The organism is Stieleria magnilauensis (assembly GCA_007753675.1).
In the GTDB taxonomy this organism is placed as follows: Bacteria; Planctomycetota; Planctomycetia; order Pirellulales; family Pirellulaceae; genus Stieleria; species Stieleria magnilauensis.
The window spans coordinates 10,431,626-10,454,143 of record CP036432.1 but is presented as its reverse complement, the minus strand read 5'-3'; the positions used below and the strand labels follow the sequence as shown (position 1 = coordinate 10,454,143).

General features: G+C 59.8%; 15 protein-coding genes. 11 read left to right on the top strand and 4 right to left on the bottom strand.

The features are described 5' to 3' along the window. Positions 1 to 34 precede the first annotated feature (34 nt). A complete protein-coding gene (odhB, locus tag TBK1r_RS36995) occupies positions 35 to 1,330 on the top strand; it encodes a 2-oxoglutarate dehydrogenase complex dihydrolipoyllysine-residue succinyltransferase (protein WP_145221334.1) in 1,296 nt (431 codons plus the stop codon). On the opposite strand, the gene proC is transcribed toward odhB, so the two are convergent. Then, entirely contained in the window at positions 1,327 to 2,133 is an 807-nt protein-coding gene (gene proC, locus TBK1r_RS36990; RefSeq protein ID WP_145221331.1) for a pyrroline-5-carboxylate reductase, read from the bottom strand. The two genes, odhB and proC, sit on opposite strands and share 4 nt — an antisense overlap. A 193-nt stretch (positions 2,134 to 2,326) precedes the next feature. Here proC and argB point away from each other — a divergent pair, with 193 nt between their 5' ends. From argB to TBK1r_RS36965, 5 genes are all read left to right on the top strand, one after another. Continuing rightward, positions 2,327 to 3,190 carry an acetylglutamate kinase gene (gene argB, locus TBK1r_RS36985; RefSeq protein WP_145221328.1) on the top strand — a complete coding sequence of 288 codons (864 nt, stop codon included), beginning with the start codon at positions 2,327 to 2,329 and terminating at the stop codon, positions 3,188 to 3,190. Between the two features lie 59 nt (positions 3,191 to 3,249). Continuing rightward, positions 3,250 to 4,185, top strand: coding sequence for an ornithine carbamoyltransferase (gene argF / locus TBK1r_RS36980; RefSeq protein ID WP_145221325.1), 936 nt, complete (start codon positions 3,250 to 3,252; stop codon positions 4,183 to 4,185). A gap of 74 nt (positions 4,186 to 4,259) precedes the next feature. Then, positions 4,260 to 4,955 (top strand): ribonuclease PH, encoded by a 696-nt coding sequence (gene rph, locus TBK1r_RS36975; protein ID WP_145221322.1) that lies wholly within the window; start codon positions 4,260 to 4,262, stop codon positions 4,953 to 4,955. A gap of 7 nt (positions 4,956 to 4,962) precedes the next feature. Beyond that, positions 4,963 to 6,009: an L-threonylcarbamoyladenylate synthase gene (locus tag TBK1r_RS36970; protein WP_145221320.1), complete on the top strand. Its 1,047-nt coding sequence runs from the start codon at positions 4,963 to 4,965 to the stop codon at positions 6,007 to 6,009. Positions 6,010 to 6,137: 128 nt separating this feature from the next. Then, on the top strand, positions 6,138 to 6,770 hold the full coding sequence (locus TBK1r_RS36965) for a hypothetical protein (RefSeq protein ID WP_419580755.1): 633 nt from the start codon (positions 6,138 to 6,140) through the stop codon (positions 6,768 to 6,770). A 54-nt stretch (positions 6,771 to 6,824) separates the two neighbouring features. Here the strand turns inward: TBK1r_RS36965 and TBK1r_RS36960 are convergent, their stop codons facing one another. Further along, a complete protein-coding gene (locus TBK1r_RS36960; protein WP_145221314.1) occupies positions 6,825 to 10,202 on the bottom strand; it encodes a WD40 repeat domain-containing serine/threonine protein kinase in 3,378 nt (1,125 codons plus the stop codon). Between the two features lie 323 nt (positions 10,203 to 10,525). Here TBK1r_RS36960 and TBK1r_RS36955 point away from each other — a divergent pair, with 323 nt between their 5' ends. Together TBK1r_RS36955 and TBK1r_RS36950 are read left to right on the top strand one after the other, a co-directional pair. Further along, on the top strand, positions 10,526 to 11,809 hold the full coding sequence (locus TBK1r_RS36955) for a DUF1552 domain-containing protein (RefSeq protein ID WP_145221311.1): 1,284 nt from the start codon (positions 10,526 to 10,528) through the stop codon (positions 11,807 to 11,809). Positions 11,810 to 11,822: 13 nt separating this feature from the next. After that, positions 11,823 to 14,363: a DUF1592 domain-containing protein gene (locus TBK1r_RS36950; protein WP_145221308.1), complete on the top strand. Its 2,541-nt coding sequence runs from the start codon at positions 11,823 to 11,825 to the stop codon at positions 14,361 to 14,363. Positions 14,364 to 14,633: 270 nt separating this feature from the next. On the opposite strand, the gene TBK1r_RS36945 is transcribed toward TBK1r_RS36950, so the two are convergent. Both TBK1r_RS36945 and lpxD read right to left on the bottom strand, forming a co-directional pair. Next, positions 14,634 to 15,581, bottom strand: coding sequence for an LpxI family protein (locus TBK1r_RS36945; RefSeq protein ID WP_145221306.1), 948 nt, complete (start codon positions 15,579 to 15,581; stop codon positions 14,634 to 14,636). After that, positions 15,578 to 16,684, bottom strand: coding sequence for a UDP-3-O-(3-hydroxymyristoyl)glucosamine N-acyltransferase (gene lpxD / locus TBK1r_RS36940; protein WP_419580754.1), 1,107 nt, complete (start codon positions 16,682 to 16,684; stop codon positions 15,578 to 15,580). Before lpxD ends, TBK1r_RS36945 begins: the two co-directional genes overlap by 4 nt. A gap of 280 nt (positions 16,685 to 16,964) precedes the next feature. On the opposite strand from lpxD, the gene TBK1r_RS36935 reads away from it, so the two are divergent. The 3 genes from TBK1r_RS36935 to TBK1r_RS36925 all read left to right on the top strand — a co-directional run bounded on the left by TBK1r_RS36935 (position 16,965) and on the right by TBK1r_RS36925 (position 22,491). After that, the gene (locus tag TBK1r_RS36935; protein ID WP_145221303.1) at positions 16,965 to 17,693 is read left to right on the top strand and encodes a hypothetical protein; all 729 of its coding nucleotides are present in this window, start codon (positions 16,965 to 16,967) and stop codon (positions 17,691 to 17,693) included. A gap of 828 nt (positions 17,694 to 18,521) precedes the next feature. Continuing rightward, on the top strand, positions 18,522 to 19,121 hold the full coding sequence (locus TBK1r_RS36930; RefSeq protein WP_145221300.1) for an RNA polymerase sigma factor: 600 nt from the start codon (positions 18,522 to 18,524) through the stop codon (positions 19,119 to 19,121). A gap of 250 nt (positions 19,122 to 19,371) precedes the next feature. Then, positions 19,372 to 22,491 (top strand): serine/threonine-protein kinase, encoded by a 3,120-nt coding sequence (locus tag TBK1r_RS36925; protein ID WP_145221297.1) that lies wholly within the window; start codon positions 19,372 to 19,374, stop codon positions 22,489 to 22,491. The last annotated feature ends 27 nt before the right edge of the window (positions 22,492 to 22,518 follow it).

The following is a 22,518-nucleotide window of genomic DNA, read 5'->3' as shown; positions in this document are numbered from 1 at the left end:
CGATCTTCATCTTTGATTGGGACATCCGGAAGCCGTGAGCGAAATCGTAGACGTTGAAGTGCCGACCGTTGGCGAGTCCATCACCGAAGTTCAATTAGGGGCTTGGATCAAGTCCGAGGGCGAATGGGTCGATTCGGGCGAGGACTTGGTGGAGATTGAAACGGAAAAGGCATCGGTTCAGCTGCCCGCCCCGGCGGCCGGATTCTTGGAAGGAATCACCAAGCAGGAGGGGGATTTTGCCGAGATCGGTGAGCTGATCGCGAAGATTCGCGTCGCCCCGAAACCCGACTCCGACGCATCGGCATCCCCAGACTCGGGCTCGACCGCCGCGCCTGCCGACTCCGCCGGCGGTTCCGGTTCGGGTGGATCAGCCGCCAGTTTTGTGATGCCCGCCGCGCAGCGCCTGCTCGACGAGAACGGTTTGTCGGCTTCGGATGTTCCCGCCAGCGGCCCCGGCGGCCGACTGTTGAAAGAAGACGTGCAGCGGTTTCTCGAATCCGGCGGGGCGAAACAGGCGTCCAAGCCCGCCGAAGCACCGCCCGCCAAAAAATCGGCTGGCAAGCCTGCCGCCTCCACGGGGGTGACTGCACCGTCCAAGCCGACCAGCACACTGATGACCGGTGCGCCCGATCGCAGCGAAGAGGTCAAGCCGCTCAGCATGCTGCGCCGAACGATCGCATCGCGGCTGGTCAGCGCCCAACAGACCGCCGCATTGTTGACGACGTTCAACGAAATCGACATGCAGCCCGTGATGAGTCTTCGCAAGAAGTACAAAGACGCGTTTCTGGAAAAGCACGGTGTCAAACTCGGCTTCATGTCATTCTTCGCCAAGGCGAGCGTCGAAGCGCTGCGACGCTTTCCCGCCGTCAACGCAGAAATCCGCGATGACAGCGCTATTTACCGCAACTACCAGGATCTCGGGATCGCCATGGGCGGCGGAAAAGGCCTGGTCGTGCCCATCGTTCGAAACACCGAACGTCTGTCGTTTGCGGAAATCGAATGGACGATCGCCGACTTTGCCAAGCAAGCGGTCGAAAACAGGTTGCAAGCCGAAGACCTGATCGGTGGGACGTTCACGATCAGCAACGGTGGCATCTATGGGTCGCTGCTCAGTACCCCGATCGTCAATCCGCCACAAAGCGGGATCCTGGGATTGCATTCGATCCAGGACCGGCCCGTCGCGATCGATGGCAAAGTCGAAATCCGACCGATGATGTACGTCGCGCTGACCTACGATCACCGCATCGTCGACGGCCGCGAAGCCGTCGGGTTCCTGCGCACGATCAAGGAAGTGATCGAAGATCCGGCGAGACTGTTTCTGGAACTTTAACCCAGTTCGCGGCTTCGCTTCGCGCTCGCTTCAACCGCGCTGATCAATGCGGCGCGGAGGCCTTTTTCTTCCAACACTTTCAGCGCGGCGATCGTCGTGCCGCCGGGGCTGGCGACGGCGTCTTTCAGTTCTGCCGGGTGGCGTCCGGTTTCGGTCACCATCTTAGCGGTCCCCAGCACGGTCTGAGCGGCCAGGGTCATCGCCAACGGTCTCGGTAGCCCGGCCAGCACGCCGCCATCGGCAAGTGCCTCGATCACCAAACAGATGTACGCCGGGCCGGAGCCGCTCAGTCCGGTGACCGCATCCATCTGGGCCTCGGCGACGCGGGCGACCGTTCCGACGCCGGCCAAGGCTTGTTCGATCCACCGGCAATCGTCGTCGGTCGCGCCGGCCGCGACGCAAAACGCGCTCGCCCCGGCGCCGACCAGGCTGGGGGTGTTCGGCATCACGCGGATGACGCGCTCGTGACCGGCATGCTCGCACAAGGTTTGCAGGGAAACCCCGGCGGCGATCGAGATGACCAGTTTGGTCTGGTCCACCAATCCGGCGATTTCGGCGGCCACACGCGGGATCAGATGCGGTTTGACCGCCAGCAAGAAAATGTCCGCTTGGGCGTTCTCGCCACCGAGTTTGTCACCGAACCCGACGGTCGGGTGTTGGCTGGTCCACCACTGGCGGCTGTCGGGGCTGGGGTCCACGATGGTGATTTGTTCGGCTGTGGCGAAGCCGGATGCCAGCATCCCACCGACCAGGGCACGCCCCATCTGTCCGCCGCCGATCACTACAACAGTCGCTTTTTTCATCAAGGTTTCTTTTCGGTATATGCCCCGGAGGGGGGCGGAAAGGCATTGGAAACGCGGTTCTTTTCGGATACCTGGGCCCAGCGGGCCGGCCCGCAATTGACCCCCATCGGGCGGGCACCTAGCATGGTCCGTTTTTCGTTTTGCCCAATTCGACGTGCACAGTTTAACCTTCTCACGGTTTGGAGTCTCCCGCGTGCAAGAAGCGATCGCCAAAGCTGACACTCTCATCGAAGCGATGGGATGGATTCGCAGATTCCGTGGCAAGACCACCGTCATCAAGCTCGGCGGCAGCGTACTGGACGATGAGAACGCGTTGATGCACATCCTGTTGGATGTGATCTTCATGGAAACGGTGGGCATGAAACCCGTGGTGGTTCACGGCGGGGGAAAAGCGATCAACCGGGCGTTGGCCGAATCGAACGTGGAGCCAAAATTCATCCACGGCCGGCGATACACCGACGATGCGACCTTGGAAGTCGTGCGGCGGGTGTTGGCCGGAGAAGTCAATCAGTTTTTGACTGACGAGATCGAGCGGCTCGGTGGCCGGGCGATGAATCTGTCCGTGCACAGCACCAACGTGCTGTTCGGAGAACCGTTGAAACTGGACAGCGGTGAAGACTTGGGACACGTCGGCCAGGTGACCGAAGTCGACCGCAGCGTCATCGAAGGGCTGTTGTACACCGACCAGGTTCCGGTCATCCCCAGTTTCTGTGAAGGCAAAGATGGGCGTTGTTACAACGTCAACGCGGACACTGCGGCGATGGCGGTCGCACAGGCACTCGGCGCCGAGAAGCTGGTTTTCCTTTCCGACGTCAACGGCGTTCGCATGGACAAAGATGATCCCGACACGATCATCCACTCGCTCAGTGAAACCGAAGCCCGCGCGTTGATCGACTCCGGGCACATCGCCTCGGGTATGATTCCCAAAGTCGAAGCCTGTTTGGAAACACTCGGACGGGGCGTCGGCAAGGTGCACATCGTCGACGGCCGGCTGCGACATTCGTTGCTGTTGGAAATCTACACCTCTGAAGGCGTCGGCACCGAAATCTACAAGTAACTAACCTTGTCGTGTCTTTGCACGTTTCTCATCACGCTGGCAAGTGAGCTGTTCTTCTCATGCAACACTTCTTATCCCTGTTCGACATCAGTCCCGACGACTTGCAGCTGATTCTGCGGACCGCCGGTGTCGTCAAGCAAAAGTTGGCGGCCGGTGATCGGCCCAACATCTTGAAGAACCAAGTCATCGCGCTGCTGTTCGAAAAGCCCAGCTTGCGGACGCGGGTGAGTTTCGAGGCCGGGATGGCGCAGCTGGGCGGCGAAAGCCTGTTTCTCGGTTCCGATGTCGGCTGGGGCAAACGTGAATCACCGTCCGACTTCACCAACGTGCTCGGCCAATTCGTCGACGCCGTCGTGTGTCGCGCCAAACAACATGCCCAAGTCGAATTGCTGGCCAGCTTCAACGCCATGCCGGTGATCAATGGATTGACCGATCGCTGCCATCCCTGCCAGGCGCTCGCGGATATCTTGACGATCGAAGAAGCCTTCGGATCCTACGCCGGCAAACATCTCGTGTTCGTCGGCGACGGCAACAACGTCGCTCAGTCGCTGGCGTTGATCTGCGCGATGCTGAAGATGCGATTCACGTTGGCCTGCCCCGATGGATATGAGATGGAATCGGATTGGATGGCAATGGTCCAGGCCGCCTATCCGGACGCGGAGATCGAAACTCTGCACGACCCCGCCGCGGCGGTGAAGACGGCCGACGCGATCTACACCGATGTCTGGACCAGCATGGGACAAGAAGCCGAGATGGTTGCCCGTCGTCAGGCCTTCAAAGATTTCCAGCTCAACAAGACCTTGCTGCAGGCGGCGCCCACGTCGGCTCGCGTGCTGCATTGTTTGCCGGCGGTTCGCGGCGAAGAAATCACCGACGAAGTGATCGACGGGGACCAAAGTGACATCGTCCGCCAAGCCGGAAACCGGATGCACGCCCAGAAAGGCTTGCTCGTCTGGATGCTCGGTCGCGATTGGATCGGTAAAAACGTAGTCTGAGTCGCAAGCTGGAAGCGTACGCGACGTCCGGAAACCAAATCCTCCCTTTCTCACCCCACTTCACCTCCCCCTCCATGCGCCCCGACGATCAACTACGCCCGGTCGAGATCCAACTCGGCTACCTGGCCCATCATCCCGCCAACGTGCTGTACAAGTCCGGCAACACGATCGTCCTGTGCACCGCATCGGTTGAACCCAGCGTTCCGCCGTGGATGGAAGGCAAGGGCAAGGGCTGGGTCACCGCCGAATACAACATGCTGCCCGGCAGCACCGTGCCGCGGAAGCGACGCGAACGCAGCAAGGTGGACGGACGGACGACGGAAATCCAGCGGTTGATCGGCCGGTCGCTGCGTGCCGTGGTGGACCTGAAGGCACTCGGCGAACGCTCCATCGTCGTCGATTGCGATGTCCTGCAAGCCGACGGCGGCACGCGAACCGCATCGATCACCGGCGGGTTCATCGCGCTGGCCAAAGCGGTGCAAAATGAATTGCCCGATGCGAAGATCGGTGAAGGTCCGCTGCGCGATAGCATCGCCGCGATCAGTGTGGGAGTGATCAAGGACACCGTCAAACTGGATCTTGACTACGAACTGGATTTCGCCGCCGACGTCGACATGAACGTCGTCATGACCGGTCGCGGCAAGTTCGTGGAAATCCAAGGCACCGGCGAAGAAGCAACCTTTGACGACGACCAATTGGCCGCCATGCTGGCGATGGCCCGCAAGGGAATCGCCGAGCTGACGACGTTGCAACGCGATGTGATCGGCTGACTGTCACGTGTCCAGTTCCAAGATCAAAGCCGCATCGAATGCTTCGATCGCCGAGGCGGCCAGACTCCTTGCCGACGGACAACTGGTCGGTGTTCCCACCGAAACGGTTTATGGCTTGGCCGCCGATGCCACCAATCCGGTGGCGGTCCGCAAGATCTTCCAGGCCAAAGGCCGGCCGGCCAATAACCCGCTGATCATCCATGTCGACTCGCCCGAATCGGCGCGGCGCTGGGTTCACGTCGATCATCCCCGATGGCTGGCCGACCAATGGCAACGCGCCGCCGCGTTTTGGCCCGGGCCGTTGACCGTCGTGGTTCCCCGTTCCGCCGATGTGGTCGATGAAGTCACCGCCGGAGCGCCGACCGTTGCCGTCCGTGTCCCCAGCCATCCGGTGATGCGATCGTTGCTGGCCGCGTGCGAGTTCCCGATCGCCGCACCCAGTGCCAACCCGTCCAACTACGTCAGCCCGACCTGCGCCGAACACGTCCGGCAAGGGCTCGGCGACGAGGTCGCAATGATCCTCGATGGCGGTGAATGTGAATGTGGACTGGAGTCAACGATCATCCGGCTGCAGCGTGACGGAGTCGAATTGCTGCGACCGGGAGGCATCTCGGTGGAACAGCTCCAAGACGCGTTCGGGTCCGTCAAGCTCGCCCAGCGCGCCGGCAAGGATGACACCGTCGAGAGCAAAGTCGGTAACAACGCCCCAGAGAGAAGCGGTCCGCTTGAGGCGATGCCCGCACCTGGCATGCTGGCAAAACACTACTCGCCGGCGAAGCCGTTGCGGGTCGTCGCTGCCTGGCAGGCCGAAGAGGTTGACCCGTCACGTGTCGCCCGAATCGTCTTTGCCCCGCTGCCCGACTGCGAAGCCGCCCGCTTCGGTTGGTATCGATCACTCAGCCGAACCGGTGACCTGAACGAAGTGGCGCAGCACCTGTTCACCGCGATCCGCCAAGCCGATGCGACCGAGTGCAGCTTGATCGTGATCGATCAGTGTGACAGGTCCGGCATCGGTCGCGCGATCATGGATCGCATCGACCGCGCCTCCGCTTGAGATTGATGTTCAGCGGGGGGGGTGAACCGCAGCCGTGTCAATTTCGACAAACTCGGCGGAATAATCGTGGAGCTCTGTTGATTCGTGTAGGGTGACAATGTTCAGCGTCCCCAATTCGAAGTAATGCGATGTCAGCGATGAAACCGATTTGTCTTAGTGGACTGGTTTTGGCCTTTGTCTTTGCCGCGCCCGGCGACGTCGCTGCGGAGCTGACGGTCAACGGCGACTTTGAAACCGGGGACACCAGCGGCTGGACATCCTTTGCTTCACCCGCACAAACGTTTGCCGTCACCAGCGACAGTAAAACGGGTGGCTTCGCCGGTGAGTTGTTCAACGACGTTTCCGGTTCAGCTCTGGTGGTCAAGCAAGCCAACCTTGGCGTTGGTCTGGTCACGGCTGGCGAAACGATCTTAATTTCGTTCGACGCCAAGGGGGCTGGGACCAGCGGCGGAGTGGCCTTCGCAGAGTTCTTTTCTGAAATCGCCGGCGGAGGGACATCGGCGAATCCGATTCTTGGCAGCGGACCGCTCGCGTTGACCAATGATTACCAACGCTTCAGCTTCAGCCCCGTCACCGGATCGGATGTGAGCGGTGGGATCACGCTGCAGTTCAATGCCGCGACAGGTGCAAACCTTGGCAGCACGTCAAGATTATTCATCGACAACGTTTCGGTCGCGCGCATCAGCGCCGTACCCGAACCCGCCTCCGCCGCCTTGGCCGGGTTGATCAGCTGTGGGATGTTGCTGCGTCGCCGCCGCTGAAACGATCGTTGTCGTTTGTTACGCCCTCTCTGTTGCTTAAGGGACGGTCTGGGCTTACCGGTCGGTCTGTGCTTTCCGGTCCATCTGGCCGGGCAACAGGAGCAGGTCGGTGCCGCCGTAATCGCTGGCGAACTCCAGCATTAGACGACGGCTTTCCTGTGCGACTTGCCAGCGGAGCAACGTGCCGACGGAATGCTCGGGTTCGTAGAGCAGTCCGAGTCGTTGGCGCGTCGGCAGATGCCAGACATAGACACGACCGTCGCGGCGTCCTTCCAGCAAAGTCGTGCCGTCGTCGCTGAAACACAATCGCGTGATGCCGTAGTACTGATCTGTCTCGATCAGCACCGCAGCGGTCTGGCGATCAACGATTTGGATCCGATTCTCAGCAATCAGGCCCAATCGGGTTGCATCGGCATCGAGGCAAATGAAGGACACGGTCACGTCCGTCGCAAGCTCGGTTTGCTGTCCGGATTGAACATCGATTGCCAGGACTCGATGTCCGGCGGCATCATCGATGATCAGTGTCTCACCACCGTCGCAAAGAACCGGCGGTGCGTCATGCGTGATCTCGAATCGATTCAACAGTTCATGCGACTTCCAACCGTCGTTCGATTTCCAGACGCACACCTGCGTCTCGGATCCGGCCACCAGTGTGTCTCCTTCGGCCGACAATGCGACATCGCGATGTCGGTCGAGCGGCGAAGCAATTTCGGCGACCGGTTGTTGGTCGGCGGCGGCGACGATCCAGATCGTTTGTCCGTTCGCAGCGGCGAACATCGCATTGGTGATCGACGGAGAGAAGATGCTTGAACGGGCGGCAAACGGTCGCCGCTGGTCGTGATGAACGTGATAGACGCTTCCCGTTTCCGGGATCAAATAGCTCGCCAACACCGATTCGGGCCGTTTGCGAAGCTCCGTCGATCGAAGGTCATGTTGGTGCCAGCGATGGATGTTTCCGTCCTGGCCGCCGGAGACGAACAACGTGTCACCGGGCAGCGACGCTAGCGGCAAACGATGATCCGGTGCCGGTCGATGTGCGAGAATCTGCGAGACGACGCGGCCGGTCGCCGAAGCTCCTGCGTTGGCCGGTGAAAGCTGGATCAACTGAATCCGGCCGTCCGAAAAACTCGCGCGCAGCCACATGCCGTTCCCCGCGGCGCAGAGGGAACGCGGATAGGAGACGCCCAGCGGCACTTGTCCCAACAGTTTTCCGCTTTTGAAATCCAGGATGATCAACGATTCTTTGAAACGCTCGCCGGCGACGAGCCACTGGTCATTCCGACCGGCGAAACAGAGGGTTCGCACATTCGTCAGCGGTTGGGTGGCGATGCTGCGGATCTTCTTGCCCGACGTCATGTCGTAAACGGAGATGTCCACACGGGTCGGAACAATCAGCTTCTTGCTGTCTGATGTAAACAGCAGACTTTCGTGTCGATGGTCGTTGTCGATGCGGAACAATTCATTGCCTTCGGCGTCACCCACCCAGACTTGGCTGTAACGGGCACCGGCGGCGACAAACCGGCCGTCGGGAGACCAGCGTATCGTTTCGACGCCCGATTCCAGCGGGGGTAAACTGCGAATCAGCATTCCGTTTTCCAGGTTCCAGAACGACACGATCCGGGACTTGCTGCCGGTCGCTGCGGTGCGGCCGTCAGGGGAAATCGCGACCGCTTGAGCCGGTTTCTCGTAGGATCCGATCCATTGCCCGGTGGCATCGGGTGCGTTCAAATCCCAAAGCTTGACGTCACCCTGATCGTCGACACTGAGCGCTTTCGTTCCGTCTCGCGTCACCGCCAGACCATTGACGGCGGACGAGTTGGCGAAGGAGCCTCGGGTCGGACGAACCGCAACGTTCATCAACAGGTTCGCGAGGTCGGGCGGCGGAGAGATCCCGTCGGTCGGCAGCGGGTCCGAGCGAAGGTCCGTGGTCAAGACATGCAGCCGCTTCAGATTGTCGTTGCTCAACGTCGTCAGGGCGCGCTGCAACTTCAACGCCTGCAGAAGTTCGACCGCGTGGCGCTCACGTCGTTCACTCTCACGTCGCGCCGCATCCACCGCCGCCATCTGCCACAGCGAAACCCCGGAGATGACGATCAGGGTGGCCATCGCCAACGCCAACACACTCAGTTCAACCCGGTACTGACGTGCCGTTTTGCGAAACCGATACGCCCAGGACGGCGGGCAGGCCTCCACCGGATCGCCATCGAGATACCGCCGCAGATCCTCGGCGAACTCGCTCGCCGACGCGTAACGCCGTTCGCGATCCCGATCGATCGCCTTCATCACGATCCAGTCCAACTCTCGCTTGAGAAGCTTCGCGTCAAAGCCCGTGCCATCGACAAGTCGGTCCGCTGGCGGCGATTGATCGGTCCGCAGACCACTGACGCGCTGGCTCGGCCGAGCCGGCTCCCGTCGTGCAAGCAGACTGTAGAATTCTTCGATACCAATCTGCTTGAGCGTTTCTCGATCGATGGGGGTGGTGTCGGTCAGCAACTCGTACAGAACGACGCCGATCGAATAGACGTCGACGCGAGTGTCAACGTCGTAGTGTGTCCGTCTCGCCTGTTCTGGCGCCATGTAGAGCGGCGTTCCGATCAATTGTGAACCGTGTGTCAGCAGCGTTCTTCCGGCCAGTTCACCATGCAGCGCTTTGGAAACACCGAAATCGATGACTTTGACGATCGGTTTGTCGTCCTGCACGGTGACCAGAACATTGGTGGGCTTCAGGTCACGGTGAATCACGCCACGCTGATGGGCGTGTTGAACGGCCATGCACAGATCGACGCACAGTTCCAACCGTTCGCGTAGATTCAGTCCGTGCTTTTTGCAGTAGCTGGTGATGGGCAGGCCGCGAACCAGTTCCATCACAAAGTACGGACGGCCTCGCTCGGTCGTACCGCTTTCATAAACCTTCGCGATATTCGTGTGGTCCATCATCGCCAATGCCTGACGTTCCGCCTGGAATCGGGCGATCACTTCCTCGGAATCCATTCCCGGCTTGATCACCTTCACAGCGACTTCACGTCGGATCGGTTCGGTTTGCTCGGCCAGATAGACCGTTCCCATGCCGCCTTCGCCGATCACCCGTACCAGACGGTACGCAGGGATCGAGGGCGGTTCGAATCGGCTCGGGTCGTGAAAGTCAGTCGTCGTACCTGAGGTCGACAACCGATCCACACCTGATTCCGTTTTCCGGTTGAATAACTCAGTCGGTTTCTCGTCCCAATCCTTGCTGTCAGACTCGACGGCTTGACGCAACAAATGACTCGTCTGTTCTCGACGCGCTTGCAAGAGACGCTCGACCCGCTCCCGCAATGCCGGGTCGTCGCGGCACTGCTCGTCGAGAAACGATCGCTGCAACGCTTCGTCGTCTAACGCGATCGCTTGTTCATAGAGACGACGGGCCGACGGGCAATTGGGTTGACTCTTCACGGATCAATCGGGCATCAATTCGGCCGAGAATTTTCGTGATGTCGGACATGCGTCATGACACCTTCATTGTAACACATCGACACTTTTTTTAACGCCGAAAACGGTGTTTCCGTTCTGGTAGACATCAACTACGCACGGCCCAACGTTTTGACCGCTCATCCATCATAGGATCGTATGAAATCGTCAACGGTTGACGTCGTCCGCCAGCTCAACAACCCTCTGCCGAACCCTGGAGTGCAGCGGGCGTTCGCTGCCATTGGGGTGGTCTATGGCATCCGCTGCTGATGTTGGTTTTGTCGGAAACTTTCGGCTAAACTGTCTACATGTACAAATCAGTTCATCCCCGCCGTGTTGTGCTTCAATCCCTTGCCGGATCCCTTGCCCTGCCGGGGCTGTCGTCGTTGCGGGCGGAGACCGGCAGTGACGCGCTGCCGGTTCGGGCGTCTCGTGGGGCCGGTGCGGGTGCCCGTCGGTTCGTCGCGGTGGGTAACTTGCTCGGCTTTCAACAGAAACAGTTTTTCCCCGAGACGCCCGGCAAAACGTTCGAGGAAACCACGCTGCTGAAGCCGCTGGCCGAAAACCGCGACCAGATCACCGTCTATCGTGGGCTCGATCACGGACTTCGCGGTGGACACTTTGCCGTCCACACATTTCTCTCCGGCGTGCTGCACCACGAGTCCAAGCAACGGCCCGATGGCAACGTCACGATTGACCAGTTCATCGCCGATGAAATTGGGCCCCAGACCCGTTTCCCATCGCTCACCGTCGGGTCCGAAGGCGGCATCCATGGCGGCTGCCAGCTCTCCTGGACCAAGTCCGGCGTCCGCGTGCCCCCGATCACCGGCCCCGCAGAGCTGTTCGAAAAGCTGTTTGTCACCGAATCGAAAGAACGTCGCTCGGAAATGGTCCGGGAAAACTCGCTGCAGGCTTCGATCCTGGATTCGATCGTCGACGAGGCCGGGGCGCTTTCCAAACAAGTCAACCGAGAAGACAAAGCCAAGCTGGACGAGTACTTCAGCTCGATCCGAGACGTCGAAAAACGTCTGCAATCTCGTCGCCAATGGGCCGACCAGCCCAAGCCGGAGCCCCCGTTTGAGAAACCGGCCAATCGGAACACGGTCGAGGATCTTCCGTTGTTGTACGAGCTGATCGCGTTGGCCCTACAGACCGACTCGACACGCGTCGCCACCTTGGAAATCGGCGGCAGCTTTCTGCCGCAAAACCTTGGGATCGACAAGTCCTACCACAGCCTTTCGCATCACGGCAACGACGACGAAGCGATCGCGCACCTGATCACGCTGGAGACCTACCAACTGGAACAGTTCGGCAAATTCCTGAGCCGACTCGCCGCCATCGAGGACGGGGATCAGACGTTGCTCGATTCAACGGCCGTGTTGTTCGGAAGCGGAATGGGGAACGGAAATTCGCACACCAACAACGATCTGCCGATCGTGCTGGCCGGCGGTGGTTACGGTCGCGGCGAATTCAAAAAGGTCGCCAGCGATGGCCCCGGAAAGGTTCCCCTCTGCAACCTCTTCGTCGACATCGGCCAGCGGATGGGGGTCCAGATGGAGTCGTTCGGAACCAGTACCGGCAGCTTCTGCTAATCGCGAGCATATCATGTTTTCCTTTGAGTGCTTCGGCGGGGGATCGATTCGCGCCGCGTGGCTCACGGTCGCGTTTGTCGCCGCCGGGACCTCGCTTCGGGCAGCGGAATCGGAACCCGACGCCCAACCGCCGACAACGCCCCAGGCGGTCGTCGCTGACTTTCTCGGTCAATACTGCGCCAAGTGTCATGACGCCGATTCGGCCGAGGGCGACCGCGAGTTTGACTCGTTCAAGTTGCCGCTCGCCTCGGTCGAGCAACAAATCACCGCCGACGAAATTGTCGATCAGCTGACGCTCAAGCTGATGCCCCCGGAAGACGCGCCGCAGCCGACCGACGCTGAGCGTCTGGCACTGCTGGGCACCTTGCGCCGCGGCATCGAAGCGTCCCGCCAGCGGTTGAAGGGATCCGGCGGGCGGACGGTGATGCGCCGGCTTTCCAATCGTGAATATGAAAACACGCTGGCGACACTGTTCGATCGTCGCGTCGACACGCTGGGACTGACCGCTGACTTCCCGAAGGACAACACCGTCGGCCACATGGACAACCTGGGCGAATCCCTGGTGACGTCCGGCTTTCTGCTCGACCAGTACTTCCAGGCCGCCAACCGACTGGTGGAAGCTCGTCTGGGCAAGCCGGCGATGGAGCCGAAGACGTGGCACTTTCGCGACAATTTTCGTCAGTACGAAGAACTCTCCAACCCGCACCGAAGCGCGTTGAACTACGAGTACCTTTGTCTCTACGAACAGCCCAACACCGACACGCGGCAGGGCGGCTACGGGCACATCGAAGACTTTTTAAGCGGCGTACCGGTCGCGGGACTTTACGACATTGAAGTCCACGCCCAGGCGATGCACCGCGACACCCACTACGATCCAAAAATCTTTCGCATCGACTTTTCCGAGCCCTTTCAACTGGCCGTCGTTCCCGGCGACGTCACAAAGGGACACATCCATTACCCCCAAGCGATCGAACCGATCCTGGGGCAGGCGATCGTGCCGGATGAGCAGCCGGAATGGTTGACGTTCCGCGTTTGGCTCGAAGCCGGACAGACACCGCGATTTATCTTTCCCAACGGCCCCTACGAATCGCGGGCTTCGGTGATCGAGGTCAACCAACGCTACAAGGACGAGTTCGACCCCAAGAAATACAATGCCGGTGTCAGCCGAACCCACATCCTTCGCGAAGGCAAATTGCCCCACATCCGGATCGGGGAGATCAAGGTCCACGGTCCGATCGAGGAACCACACGGCGGGAACGAACAGGTCGCCGTGTTTGGACCGAAAGGTTTTCAGGCCGATCATGCGCTCGAGCAGCTGTTGGCGTTCGGACGGCGTGCCTACCGGCGCCCGTTGAACGATTCCGATCGCGATCGGATCGAGACGTTTTATCAGCAGCGATTGTCAGACGATGCGACGCCGCGGCAGGCCGCCTTGGACACGTTGAAGATGATGCTGTGCTCACCCTCGTTTCTTTACCTCAGCGAAATCACTCCGGAACAGGAAACGTTACTCGGACCCCACGATCTCGCGTCGCGTCTGTCGTATGCATTGTGGGCAGCGCCACCGGATGAGGAACTTTTCGCCGCAGCGGACGAGGGCAAGCTGACCGAGCCTGGCGAGTTGAATAAGCAGATCGTGCGAATGCTCGATGATGAACGTTCCGATGCGTTCGTCAGTGGATTTACCGATAGCTGGTTGAACCTTCGCAACATCGGCAATCTGCCGCCGCCGCGCAAAGACGCCCCACAGTATTACGCCGAAAACTTGCCGGAGTCGATGAAGCAGGAAGCGAGACGGTTCTTTCGGCATCTGTTGGACAACGACGGTCCGGTGAGCGATTTTTTGGACGCCGATTACACCTTTGTCGACAAGAAGCTCGCTAAGTTGTACGGGTTGCCCGAACAAAAAACGCTCCGTCTGGCCGACGGCTTTCAACGTGTCAGTCTGGCCGGCAACAAACAGCGTGGAGGCGTTTTGGGGATGGCGGGTGTGTTGACCGTCAGCGCCAACGGCGTCGACACCTCGCCGGTGACACGCGGTGTGTGGGTGATGGAAAACATCCTCGGCATCACCCCGCCTCCGCCACCGGACGAAGTGCCCTCGATCGACGCCGATGTCAGTGGAGCGAAGACGATTCGCGAGAAGTTGACTAGACACAGCGAAGACAAAACGTGTTTCGTCTGCCATCGAAACATCGACCCGCTCGGCTTCGCGCTGGAAACCTATGATCCGATCGGACGCTGGCGGGCGAAGTACCCGAAGCCCAAGGGTAAGGGTTCCGCGGCTAAGATCGATCCATCGGGAAAGCTGCCGTCGGGAGAAACGTTTGGTGACTTTTCGAGTTTCAAAGCCGTCTTGCGAGCGAGCCGACAAGACCAATTCACGCGCAGCCTGATCGAGAAACTACTCACCTACGCGACGGGCCGTCAGATGGAAGTGACAGACCGCTTCGCGATCGACGACCTGGCAGCGCGAGTCCAGGCAGACAAGGAGGCCGGGCTACGAACGATCGTGATCGAGGTCCTGACCAGCGAGATCTTCCGGTCGCGCTAGGGCTTGATCAGAGGGTAGGAAGATTTTTTGGGTAGGAAGATTTTTTGGGTAGGAAGATTTTTTGGGTAGGAAGATTTTTTGGGTAGGAAGATTTTTTGGGTAGGAAGATTTTTTGGGTAGGAAGATGGATCCGCGCAGGGGGCCTGTGGGACACATGCGTCGTCTTCGTCCCCTACGTCCTATTTGTCCCATCGACGTCATGAGACGCGATGCCCTTCGGCAAGTCGATTGAACCAACCGAAACCCGGTGTCGCGTTCATCCGTTGCGGTTCACGCCGCGGCGGCGATCGCGTGGGGTTGGGCGAGGGCGACGATGGTGATCCCGTGTTGCTTTGCCAGACGGAAGGTTTCTTCGCGCTCGACCAGGATCGTTTTGTCGGCTTCGATCACGATCGCGGTGCCGCCGTTTTCGGCTACGCGGGTGACCGTTTGGGGACCGATCGTGGGGACGTCAAATCGCATGTCCTGATTCGGCTTGCTGACTTTGACCAATGTCCATCCGCCGCGGCGGCACAGCGTCCCGGTTCGCGCGATGCACTCGTCGGTTCCCTCGACCGCTTCGACGGCCAGGACCGTGCCGTCTTTGATGGTGATCGATTGGCCGATGTCCATGCCGCCCATCTGCTTGGCGACTTGCCAACCGAACTCAGCGTCGCGCGTTTGTTTTTGTGTCAGGGGTGTTCCGATCAAATGGCCTTGGTCCACGAGCAGCTCCGGGGCAAAGTCGGTGGCGGGGCAGATGTTCAACGAATGTTTTGCGTAGGTGTTGGTGACGGCCAACAGCAAACTGTCGTCGCGTGAATCGGGGCGATTGCCCAGCAGGCAAGGACCGAAGGTACGGATCGCGGTCCAGTCGGGGCAATGCTTGATCCAGACGCTGCCTTGAAACAGCAATTCGGACTTGAACAATTTGCCGGCCATCGTCACTTGGCGAATGCCGTGGCGTCGAAAGTATCGAATGTGCGCACCGATCTTTCCGACACCGGACCATTTCACATGGTCGCAGATCGATTCCAGATCCGTGGACGCGTGGTCGGTGATTGCGATGCAGCAGACGCGTCGACCGCTGGCGATCACATGCTCGGCGACTTCGACGGGGAAACTGCCCCAGCCGGCGATCAGTCCGATCGGCGGCTGGTCTTGGGGATCTGACGAAGATGAAAAGCCGGGCAAGACGTTGCGAATCAAGTCTCGCCCGTATCCACGACGCTGGATCATGCCGCTCGCCCCACACCAGAGTGACCCGAATCGGTTTCTCCCTCGGCAAGCTGCTCGGTCATCGCGTCGAGTCGCTTTCGCAAGGTTCTCAGTTCGCGACGCATCTCGGGCAACTTGCGTTCGATCGCAAAGATTTGCATCTGGTCGCGCTGCGGCATCGCCGGCGATCCCAGATAGACCTGATGTCCCTGGCAATCATCCATCACGCCGGCCTTGGCGCCCACGATCGTGTGGTCGCCCAAGGTGATGTGGTCTTTCAGTCCGACTTGGCCGGCCAGGATCACGTAGTCGCCGGTGCGACAGGAACCCGCGATGCCGACTTGGCTGCAGATCAGGTTGTGTCGACCGATCTGGCAGTTGTGGGCGATCATCACCTGGTTGTCGATTTTGGTTCCTTCACCAATTCGCGTCGCACCGTAGCTGCCACGATCGATCGTCACGCCGGCTCCGACGTCGACATCCGAGTCGATGCGAACATAACCGAGTTGCGCCGACGGCAGGTGGCGACCATTCTTTTGCCGGTAGCCAAATCCTTGAGCCCCGATGACCGTTCCGGCATGCAAGACCACACGGTCACCCAGCGACGAGTATTCGTAGAGAGTGACGCCGGGGTACAGCACACAGTCGTCTCCGATGGTGCATCCGGGCATGATGACCACGTTCGGCATCACCAGCGTTCGCTCACCGATCGTCACGTCCGCACAAACCGTTGCCGTGGGATGAATCTTGGCCGAGTTGGCGATCGCCGCGGATGAATCGACGCCCACACCGGGAAGTGAAACCGGGATCGGGGGACGGAACTGGGAAACCACGGTCGCGAAGGCCGCGCGGGGATCGGCGACGATGATTTGGGGGCGTAGGTCTGAATCAATTCGTTCGGCACAGAGGACCGCCATGGCCTTGGAGGACGCCAAATTCGCCGACGGGTGCTGGCCGACCAGCATGGTGATTTCGCTCGACGTCGACTGATCCGGCGGGTTGGCACCGCTGCAAATCAACGTCCCGTCACCGTGGAGCGTCCCGCCAACCATCAGGGCTATTTCATCAAGTCGGATTTCCACGGCGAAGTCCTTTTCGCTGATGTTGTTCATGGATTCGGACAACCCGAACCCTCCATTCTCCCCGGTATACCGCCAGGGCGCGGATGACTGCAAGACAAAGTCGGAGGATCCCCTGGGGCAGATCGTCACCCCGATTGGTGGTGGTGTGTCCCCTTCTGAGATCCGGTGCCGTCGAATTGACGCCGCTTCGCCATCGCGGTGTGGCCGGCATTGCGGCAATAAACACCGTGATTTCTGCGTCGCGTGCGATCTTCGCGACGACTCGGCACGCGCAATGCACGGCGTGGTGGTAATCAAGAACACTCATCGCGGAGAGCTTCAAGTGAATCGAATCGTCAGCAATTGGACGGCTGCGTTTGCCGGTCTTTTTTTCGTCTTCCTCGCGCCGCGCGGGGTCGAGGCTGGGGGCAACACACCGATTTACGCCGCGGCCAGCGATTACCGTGACGCGGTGCGTGACTTTGAACGGGTGGTGTTGCGGACGCCCAAGATTCGCAGCAGCGTCGAGCGGCTGGTCGATGATTTGGAAGACAGCACCAGCGATTTGAAATCGGCGGCCCGCGATCCGGCACGTTTCGATCGGCTGATCGGTCGGTTCGTCACGACCGATGCCTTGCATGCGCGGGTGGAGTTGACGTTCTTCGGCGATCCTCTTTATCCGCCCGAGCCGCATCTGGAAGAGAGTTGGCTGGCGGTCTATGAAGCCTACGGGCGGTTGGTTTACGAGATTCGCTACCTGCAACAGCTACGCAGTGCCAAGCGTGGGCGTCCGGTGGCGATCATCGACCATCGATTTGATCAACAGCCGCGATCGGTATGGGGACCTGCTATCGGGGCTCCGGTTTCCGCCGATCCCTACGCCGATCCTTACGCGACGCGGCCGCGTGGCGTTGGAGACATTGGGCCAACGGTTCGCGGACCGTCGGCGATACCGGGTGGTGCGCAGTTGCAGCGTTCGGCCAGGACATCGCCGCCGACACGGCGGATCATTACGACGCCGGACGAGCTTCGTTCGGCGATTTTCGGCGCGCTGTTGCAACGCCAGCGTTAACGGGGCACAGGTCGACGCGATCGGCCAACGAGAATTCTGAATTGCCAGGTCAATGATTTGTCTGGCAACACGGTGCGGGTTGATGAATTTTTTCTCCTTTTTCAAAAAGCCCCCCACTTGGGACTCGACTTGGGTTTCCCCATTTACTAGCCTTGTGGAGGGTGCTGAGCACAGCTCGCACCAAGCGTCTGGGATATTTTGCCCCAATGTCCCAGACGCGTTTTTTATTCGCCGAACTGACGGCGAAACACGTTGGGCGGCCGGTCCGCTATCGTTTGCCGCGCGGACATTCTTGACGGCTCTTTGACGGCCTGTCGATTGAGTCGATCTTCCGAATTCAACGCGATCCCATCCGGTGTGACGCGATTGCGACGGGCGCCGCCTGTCCCCTTGCTTGCTTGCGCAGGCGGGCTTCATCGACAGGCCGTTGATGCGTCGGGGTGAACGCGTTGACGCTGCCATGCGTTGGAAAAAAAGAAATTGAAAATCGCCAAAATCGGTGGCGGGAACCATGTGGTTCTGTTGATCCACTGTGAGCCTGTCCAGCGATACAGACTCGGGACCAGATCGTCCGAATGATTTGGGGGGCTACTCGTGGTTTGGAGGGGCAAGCTGGGCAGGTGTTTTTTGCATAGTTGCAGTTTCTTGCACAGGTGCAGGCGCGGTTGTGACGGGGCATTCTTACTGATGTAGTAAGTAGTTCATGACCGCGCTTGCCCGGTGCAAGACTCGCCCACGGCAATGGGGGAGTGACGGTTGAGTTTGGGGCGTTGGCGGTTATGGTTTGATAATCCGTTCCGCGATCAACACCCAACAACAGATCAAGTCGTGAGTCCAGCGTCCCCCGATCCGATCGAGTTCACTCCGACCGACAAGTCACTTGTCGTGATGGTGAGGGATGGCGACGAGGATGCTGCCGAAGCGTTGTATGATCGTTACGCGCGACGGGTCTTCGGGCTGGTGCGTTCCAAACTCGGGGCGCGTTTGAGCGCGATGACCGAGCCGGAAGACATCGTGCAGTCGGTGTTCAAGAGCATGTTTCGCGGGATGCAGTCGGGCAACTATGACGCGCCTCCGGGAACGACGCTTTGGAATTTGTTGGCGGTGATTGCCGTCCGAAAGCTCAGCAACAAGGCCAGCCATCATTCGGCCAAACGTCGCGACGCGAGTCGCAACGTGCCCTTGGACGCGGAGCTTGATGGGCTGGGGTCGGCGATCGACCTGGCTTCGGCCGAGTTTCTTCAGGTTTGCATTCAAGAGTCGCTCGAGTTGCTTCGTCCGCTGCACCGCAAGATCCTGTCGTTGCGGATCCAGGGTCACAGTATTGACGAGATTCGCGACCTGACCGGCAGGAGTCGCCGCACGGTCGAGCGGAGTCTGCAGAAGAGTCGCGAGTTGTTGGCCGAATCGCTGTTGGATGAATCGTAGCGCCGTCCGCCGCCGGCGACGATGATCGCATCCCGGCGACACCTGGACTACTGCAGTCAGGTTTCCGTACCGGTGAGGTTTCAGTGCCGGCGAGGGGTGGGCGATCCGAATTCCCTTTTACACGCGGCATCTTTTTTTGCTAATTCTGTGGCGGGGTTCCTGTCCCTTCGCTGCTCTTCATTGCAACGATTCAATCGGTCGTAACATGACGGACGATTCCAACCTTTGACACGCCTAGGTTCAGAACCGGATGATCAATCGAGGCACTTTCGATCGACTTGAAGACGCGATCGATCAATTTGAGGAAACGTGGTCACTGCAGTCGCAATCCAAAATCGAAGAGCTGCTCGCGGCCTATGGCCTGAGCGACGATGAGGAAGCGATTGTCGAATTGATTCGTATCGACATCGAACTGCGCTATGAGCGTGGTCTGTCGATCGAGCTTGGGGAGTATTTGGATCGGTTCACGATCTTGCAAGACCGTCCAAAACGCGTCGCCGAAATCGCGTTCGAGGATTATCGCTCGCGTGCGGCCAAGGGGCACCCCGTTTCGGTGATGCGTTGGCGGGGGCTGCCGGGGGTCAACCGGGAGCACTGGTTCCAGGAACTGATGCGGGAGACGTCGGTTCACCAAACGCACGCACGCACCGCCAAGTTGCGTTCCGACCCGTCGCCCGATGCGACGTTTGAATTTGCGTTGGCCGAAGCCGGGTTTCATCTGGTCCAGAAGATCGGGGAGGGCGCCTTTAGCCGCGTCTACTTGGCCACTCAAGTGGATCTGGCCGACCGGTTTGTGGTGTTGAAGATCGTGACCGAGACGCTGGCCGAGCCGGAGTACATGGCGTTGCTCCAACACACCAACATCGTCCCGATCTACTCCTTCCATCAAATCCTGTCTCGATCGGTGATCTGCATGCCCTATGCCGGTCGCGTGACGCTGCATGACTTTTTGAAGGACAAGACCGATGTTTCGCAGCGCGGCGGCCAAAGTCTGATCCGGACGGTGCGGGAGCGAATCGGCAAAACCACGATTCTTAGCGAGGACGGATCCGGCGCTGCGGCCGACGCCCAGCCGGCGCCCCTGGTTCCCGCCGCCGAGGACAAGGCCGGAACTCGACCGTTGGAAGCGTTTCGCACGTTGGACTGCGAGGCATTGGCGATCTGCTTGTTTCAACGGCTTGCCGGCGCATTGGCTCATGCCCATGCCCGCGGCGTGTTGCACAACGATCTCAAACCGAGCAACGTGTTGATTCGCAACGACGGTGAACCGGCGCTGTTGGATTTCAATCTTTCCCAAACCTTGGGGCAACAAAACCTGCGACACGCCGGGGGCACCCTGCCGTACATGTCGCCGGAAACCTATCGCGCGATGATGGGACAGCAGACCCAGCCCGGCTTGGCGTCGGACGTCTATGGTCTGGGCGTGATGCTGTTTGAATTTGTCACCGGTCGATTGCCCCATCCGACGCCCGCGTCGATTGCATCGATCGATTTGGACGCCGCGATCGAAGCCCGACGCGCGCAACCGGACTGGCGAGCCGGCGACGGTGTCCGACCGGGGTTGAAGAGCATCGTCAACCGATGTCTGCAATTTGAACCAGATCAGCGCTATGCCAGCGCCGACGATTTGCAAGTCGAGTTGCAGCGTGAACAAGAAAACCTGGCACTGCTTCACACGGCCGAGCCAAAGTCTTGGAAGGTCAAGAAGTGGACGCGGCGACACCCCCGCGGAATCGCGTCGGGACTGGTCGCGGCCGTCTTGCTCACGATCCTCGTGCCCCTTTCCTACATGACGGTGGTTTCGCTCCAAGACAATCGCTCGCTGCGGTCACAGGCCGCCTTTGAGCAGTTTTCGGAGGAATCGGCTGAGTTCCTGTCCACGTTGATGGCCGATCCGAACCGCCAGAAAGAGTCGAACGTCAGCCGGGGCGTTGCGATGCTGGAAAAGCACGACGCCTTGGACCGAAAGAAGCTGCAGAGCTGGGTATCGAAGCTCGATCAACAGCAGCAACAACTCGCCCGTGAAACGCTGTTCCGGCACATCGCGCACATCGCGATTCTGGAGATACAGCGTCTCGACCAGTTGCGAATTTCTGACCCAGAAGCGTCCACCGACTTCGCACGTTTGGATCGTCTGATCGAAGCAGCCAAGGCGGTGGAAGATGGTAAGCCGAGCCGGGCAAGCTTGTTTCTGGAAGCCGAGCGGGTTCGATTGGCCGGCAATGATGAGCGATACCGGGTGTTGCAGAAGATTGCCGAGGACACGCCGGCCCGAACCGATTCGCAGTTATATCTGGAAGCGGTGCGGTTGCTGGCCGGCTACGATCACCAGGGTGCCAGCGACTTGCTGGCCGCACTGGCGGATCGGAACAGTGTGCCGTCGGCGTTGCGATGGACGATGCTGGGGCGAGCCCAATTCGCCGCCGGTCGCGTCGAAGACGCCAAACTTTCTTTCACGCAGTCGATCGAACGCGCGCCGGGCTCGGCGAGATTGCGTGAATTGAGGGGACGCTGTCACTTCGATTTGCGTGAAGACGCCAACGCCGAACGAGACTACCGCAAAGCGATCGAGCTGGATCCGGAAAGTGTCGGTGCTTGGTCGCAACTCGGATTGTTGCACCATGCCAATCAGCGTTACGAACAAGCGTTGGAATGCTTCAACCGGTCTTTGGAGTTGTCGCCGAATCGCATTTGGACGCTGTTGAAGCGAGCGAAGACGTATCGTGCTCTCGGTCAGCCAGATCTGGCAGAAGCCGATTTCTTGACCGCGATGTCAGTCCCCTGCGACGATCCTAATGAGCTTTCGTATCGGGCCAGCGCGAGATTCAAAACCGACCCAGAGGCCGCGCTCGTCGATCTCCAGTTGGCGCACCAATTGGATCCCGATCGACCGGCGCTGCAGCGTCTGATCGCTCAGGTTCTGGCGGTCCAACTTGGACGCCATGAAGAAGCCGTCGAGGTATATGGAAAGGTAATCGAAATGCAACCCAATAACGAGGTTGCCAGGATCGACCGGGCGCTCTCGCTGGTTCGTCTCGGCCGCACGCAAGAGGCCTTGGCGGACACGAAGATCGCGATGGAGGATCCGAACTCCGCGAGAACGCTTTATCAGGCAGCCTGTGTTCATGCCTTGATCGGTAAAGCGTTCAATCAACGCAGGGCGGTCACTCTGCTGGCCAAAGCGGTCGCTCAAGGATATGAGCCCGATAACATCGGAGACGATCCGGACCTGGCATCGATCCGCGATCACGAAGAATTTCGCGTCATTGAACGGTTCTTGGAAACGTCGCGGCGTGACAAACGTCACCATCCTCAGGTCGCCGACGACGAACAGATTCCTGTTGACATTCAAGCTTTATTAACCCGCTGACACTCTCCTACCACCAGGACTCGACTC

Bases quoted from the DNA above. Each gene is read 5' to 3' on its own strand.
- proC (WP_145221331.1), bottom strand. From the start codon at position 2,133: ATGAAAAAAGCGACTGTTGTAGTGATCGGCGGCGGACAGATGGGGCGT.
- argF (WP_145221325.1), top strand. From the start codon at position 3,250: ATGCAACACTTCTTATCCCTGTTCGACATCAGTCCCGACGACTTGCAG.
- rph (WP_145221322.1), top strand. From the start codon at position 4,260: ATGCGCCCCGACGATCAACTACGCCCGGTCGAGATCCAACTCGGCTAC.
- TBK1r_RS36965 (WP_419580755.1), top strand. From the start codon at position 6,138: ATGTCAGCGATGAAACCGATTTGTCTTAGTGGACTGGTTTTGGCCTTT.
- TBK1r_RS36955 (WP_145221311.1), top strand. From the start codon at position 10,526: ATGTACAAATCAGTTCATCCCCGCCGTGTTGTGCTTCAATCCCTTGCC.
- TBK1r_RS36950 (WP_145221308.1), top strand. From the start codon at position 11,823: ATGTTTTCCTTTGAGTGCTTCGGCGGGGGATCGATTCGCGCCGCGTGG.
- TBK1r_RS36945 (WP_145221306.1), bottom strand. From the start codon at position 15,581: ATGATCCAGCGTCGTGGATACGGGCGAGACTTGATTCGCAACGTCTTG.
- TBK1r_RS36925 (WP_145221297.1), top strand. From the start codon at position 19,372: ATGATCAATCGAGGCACTTTCGATCGACTTGAAGACGCGATCGATCAA.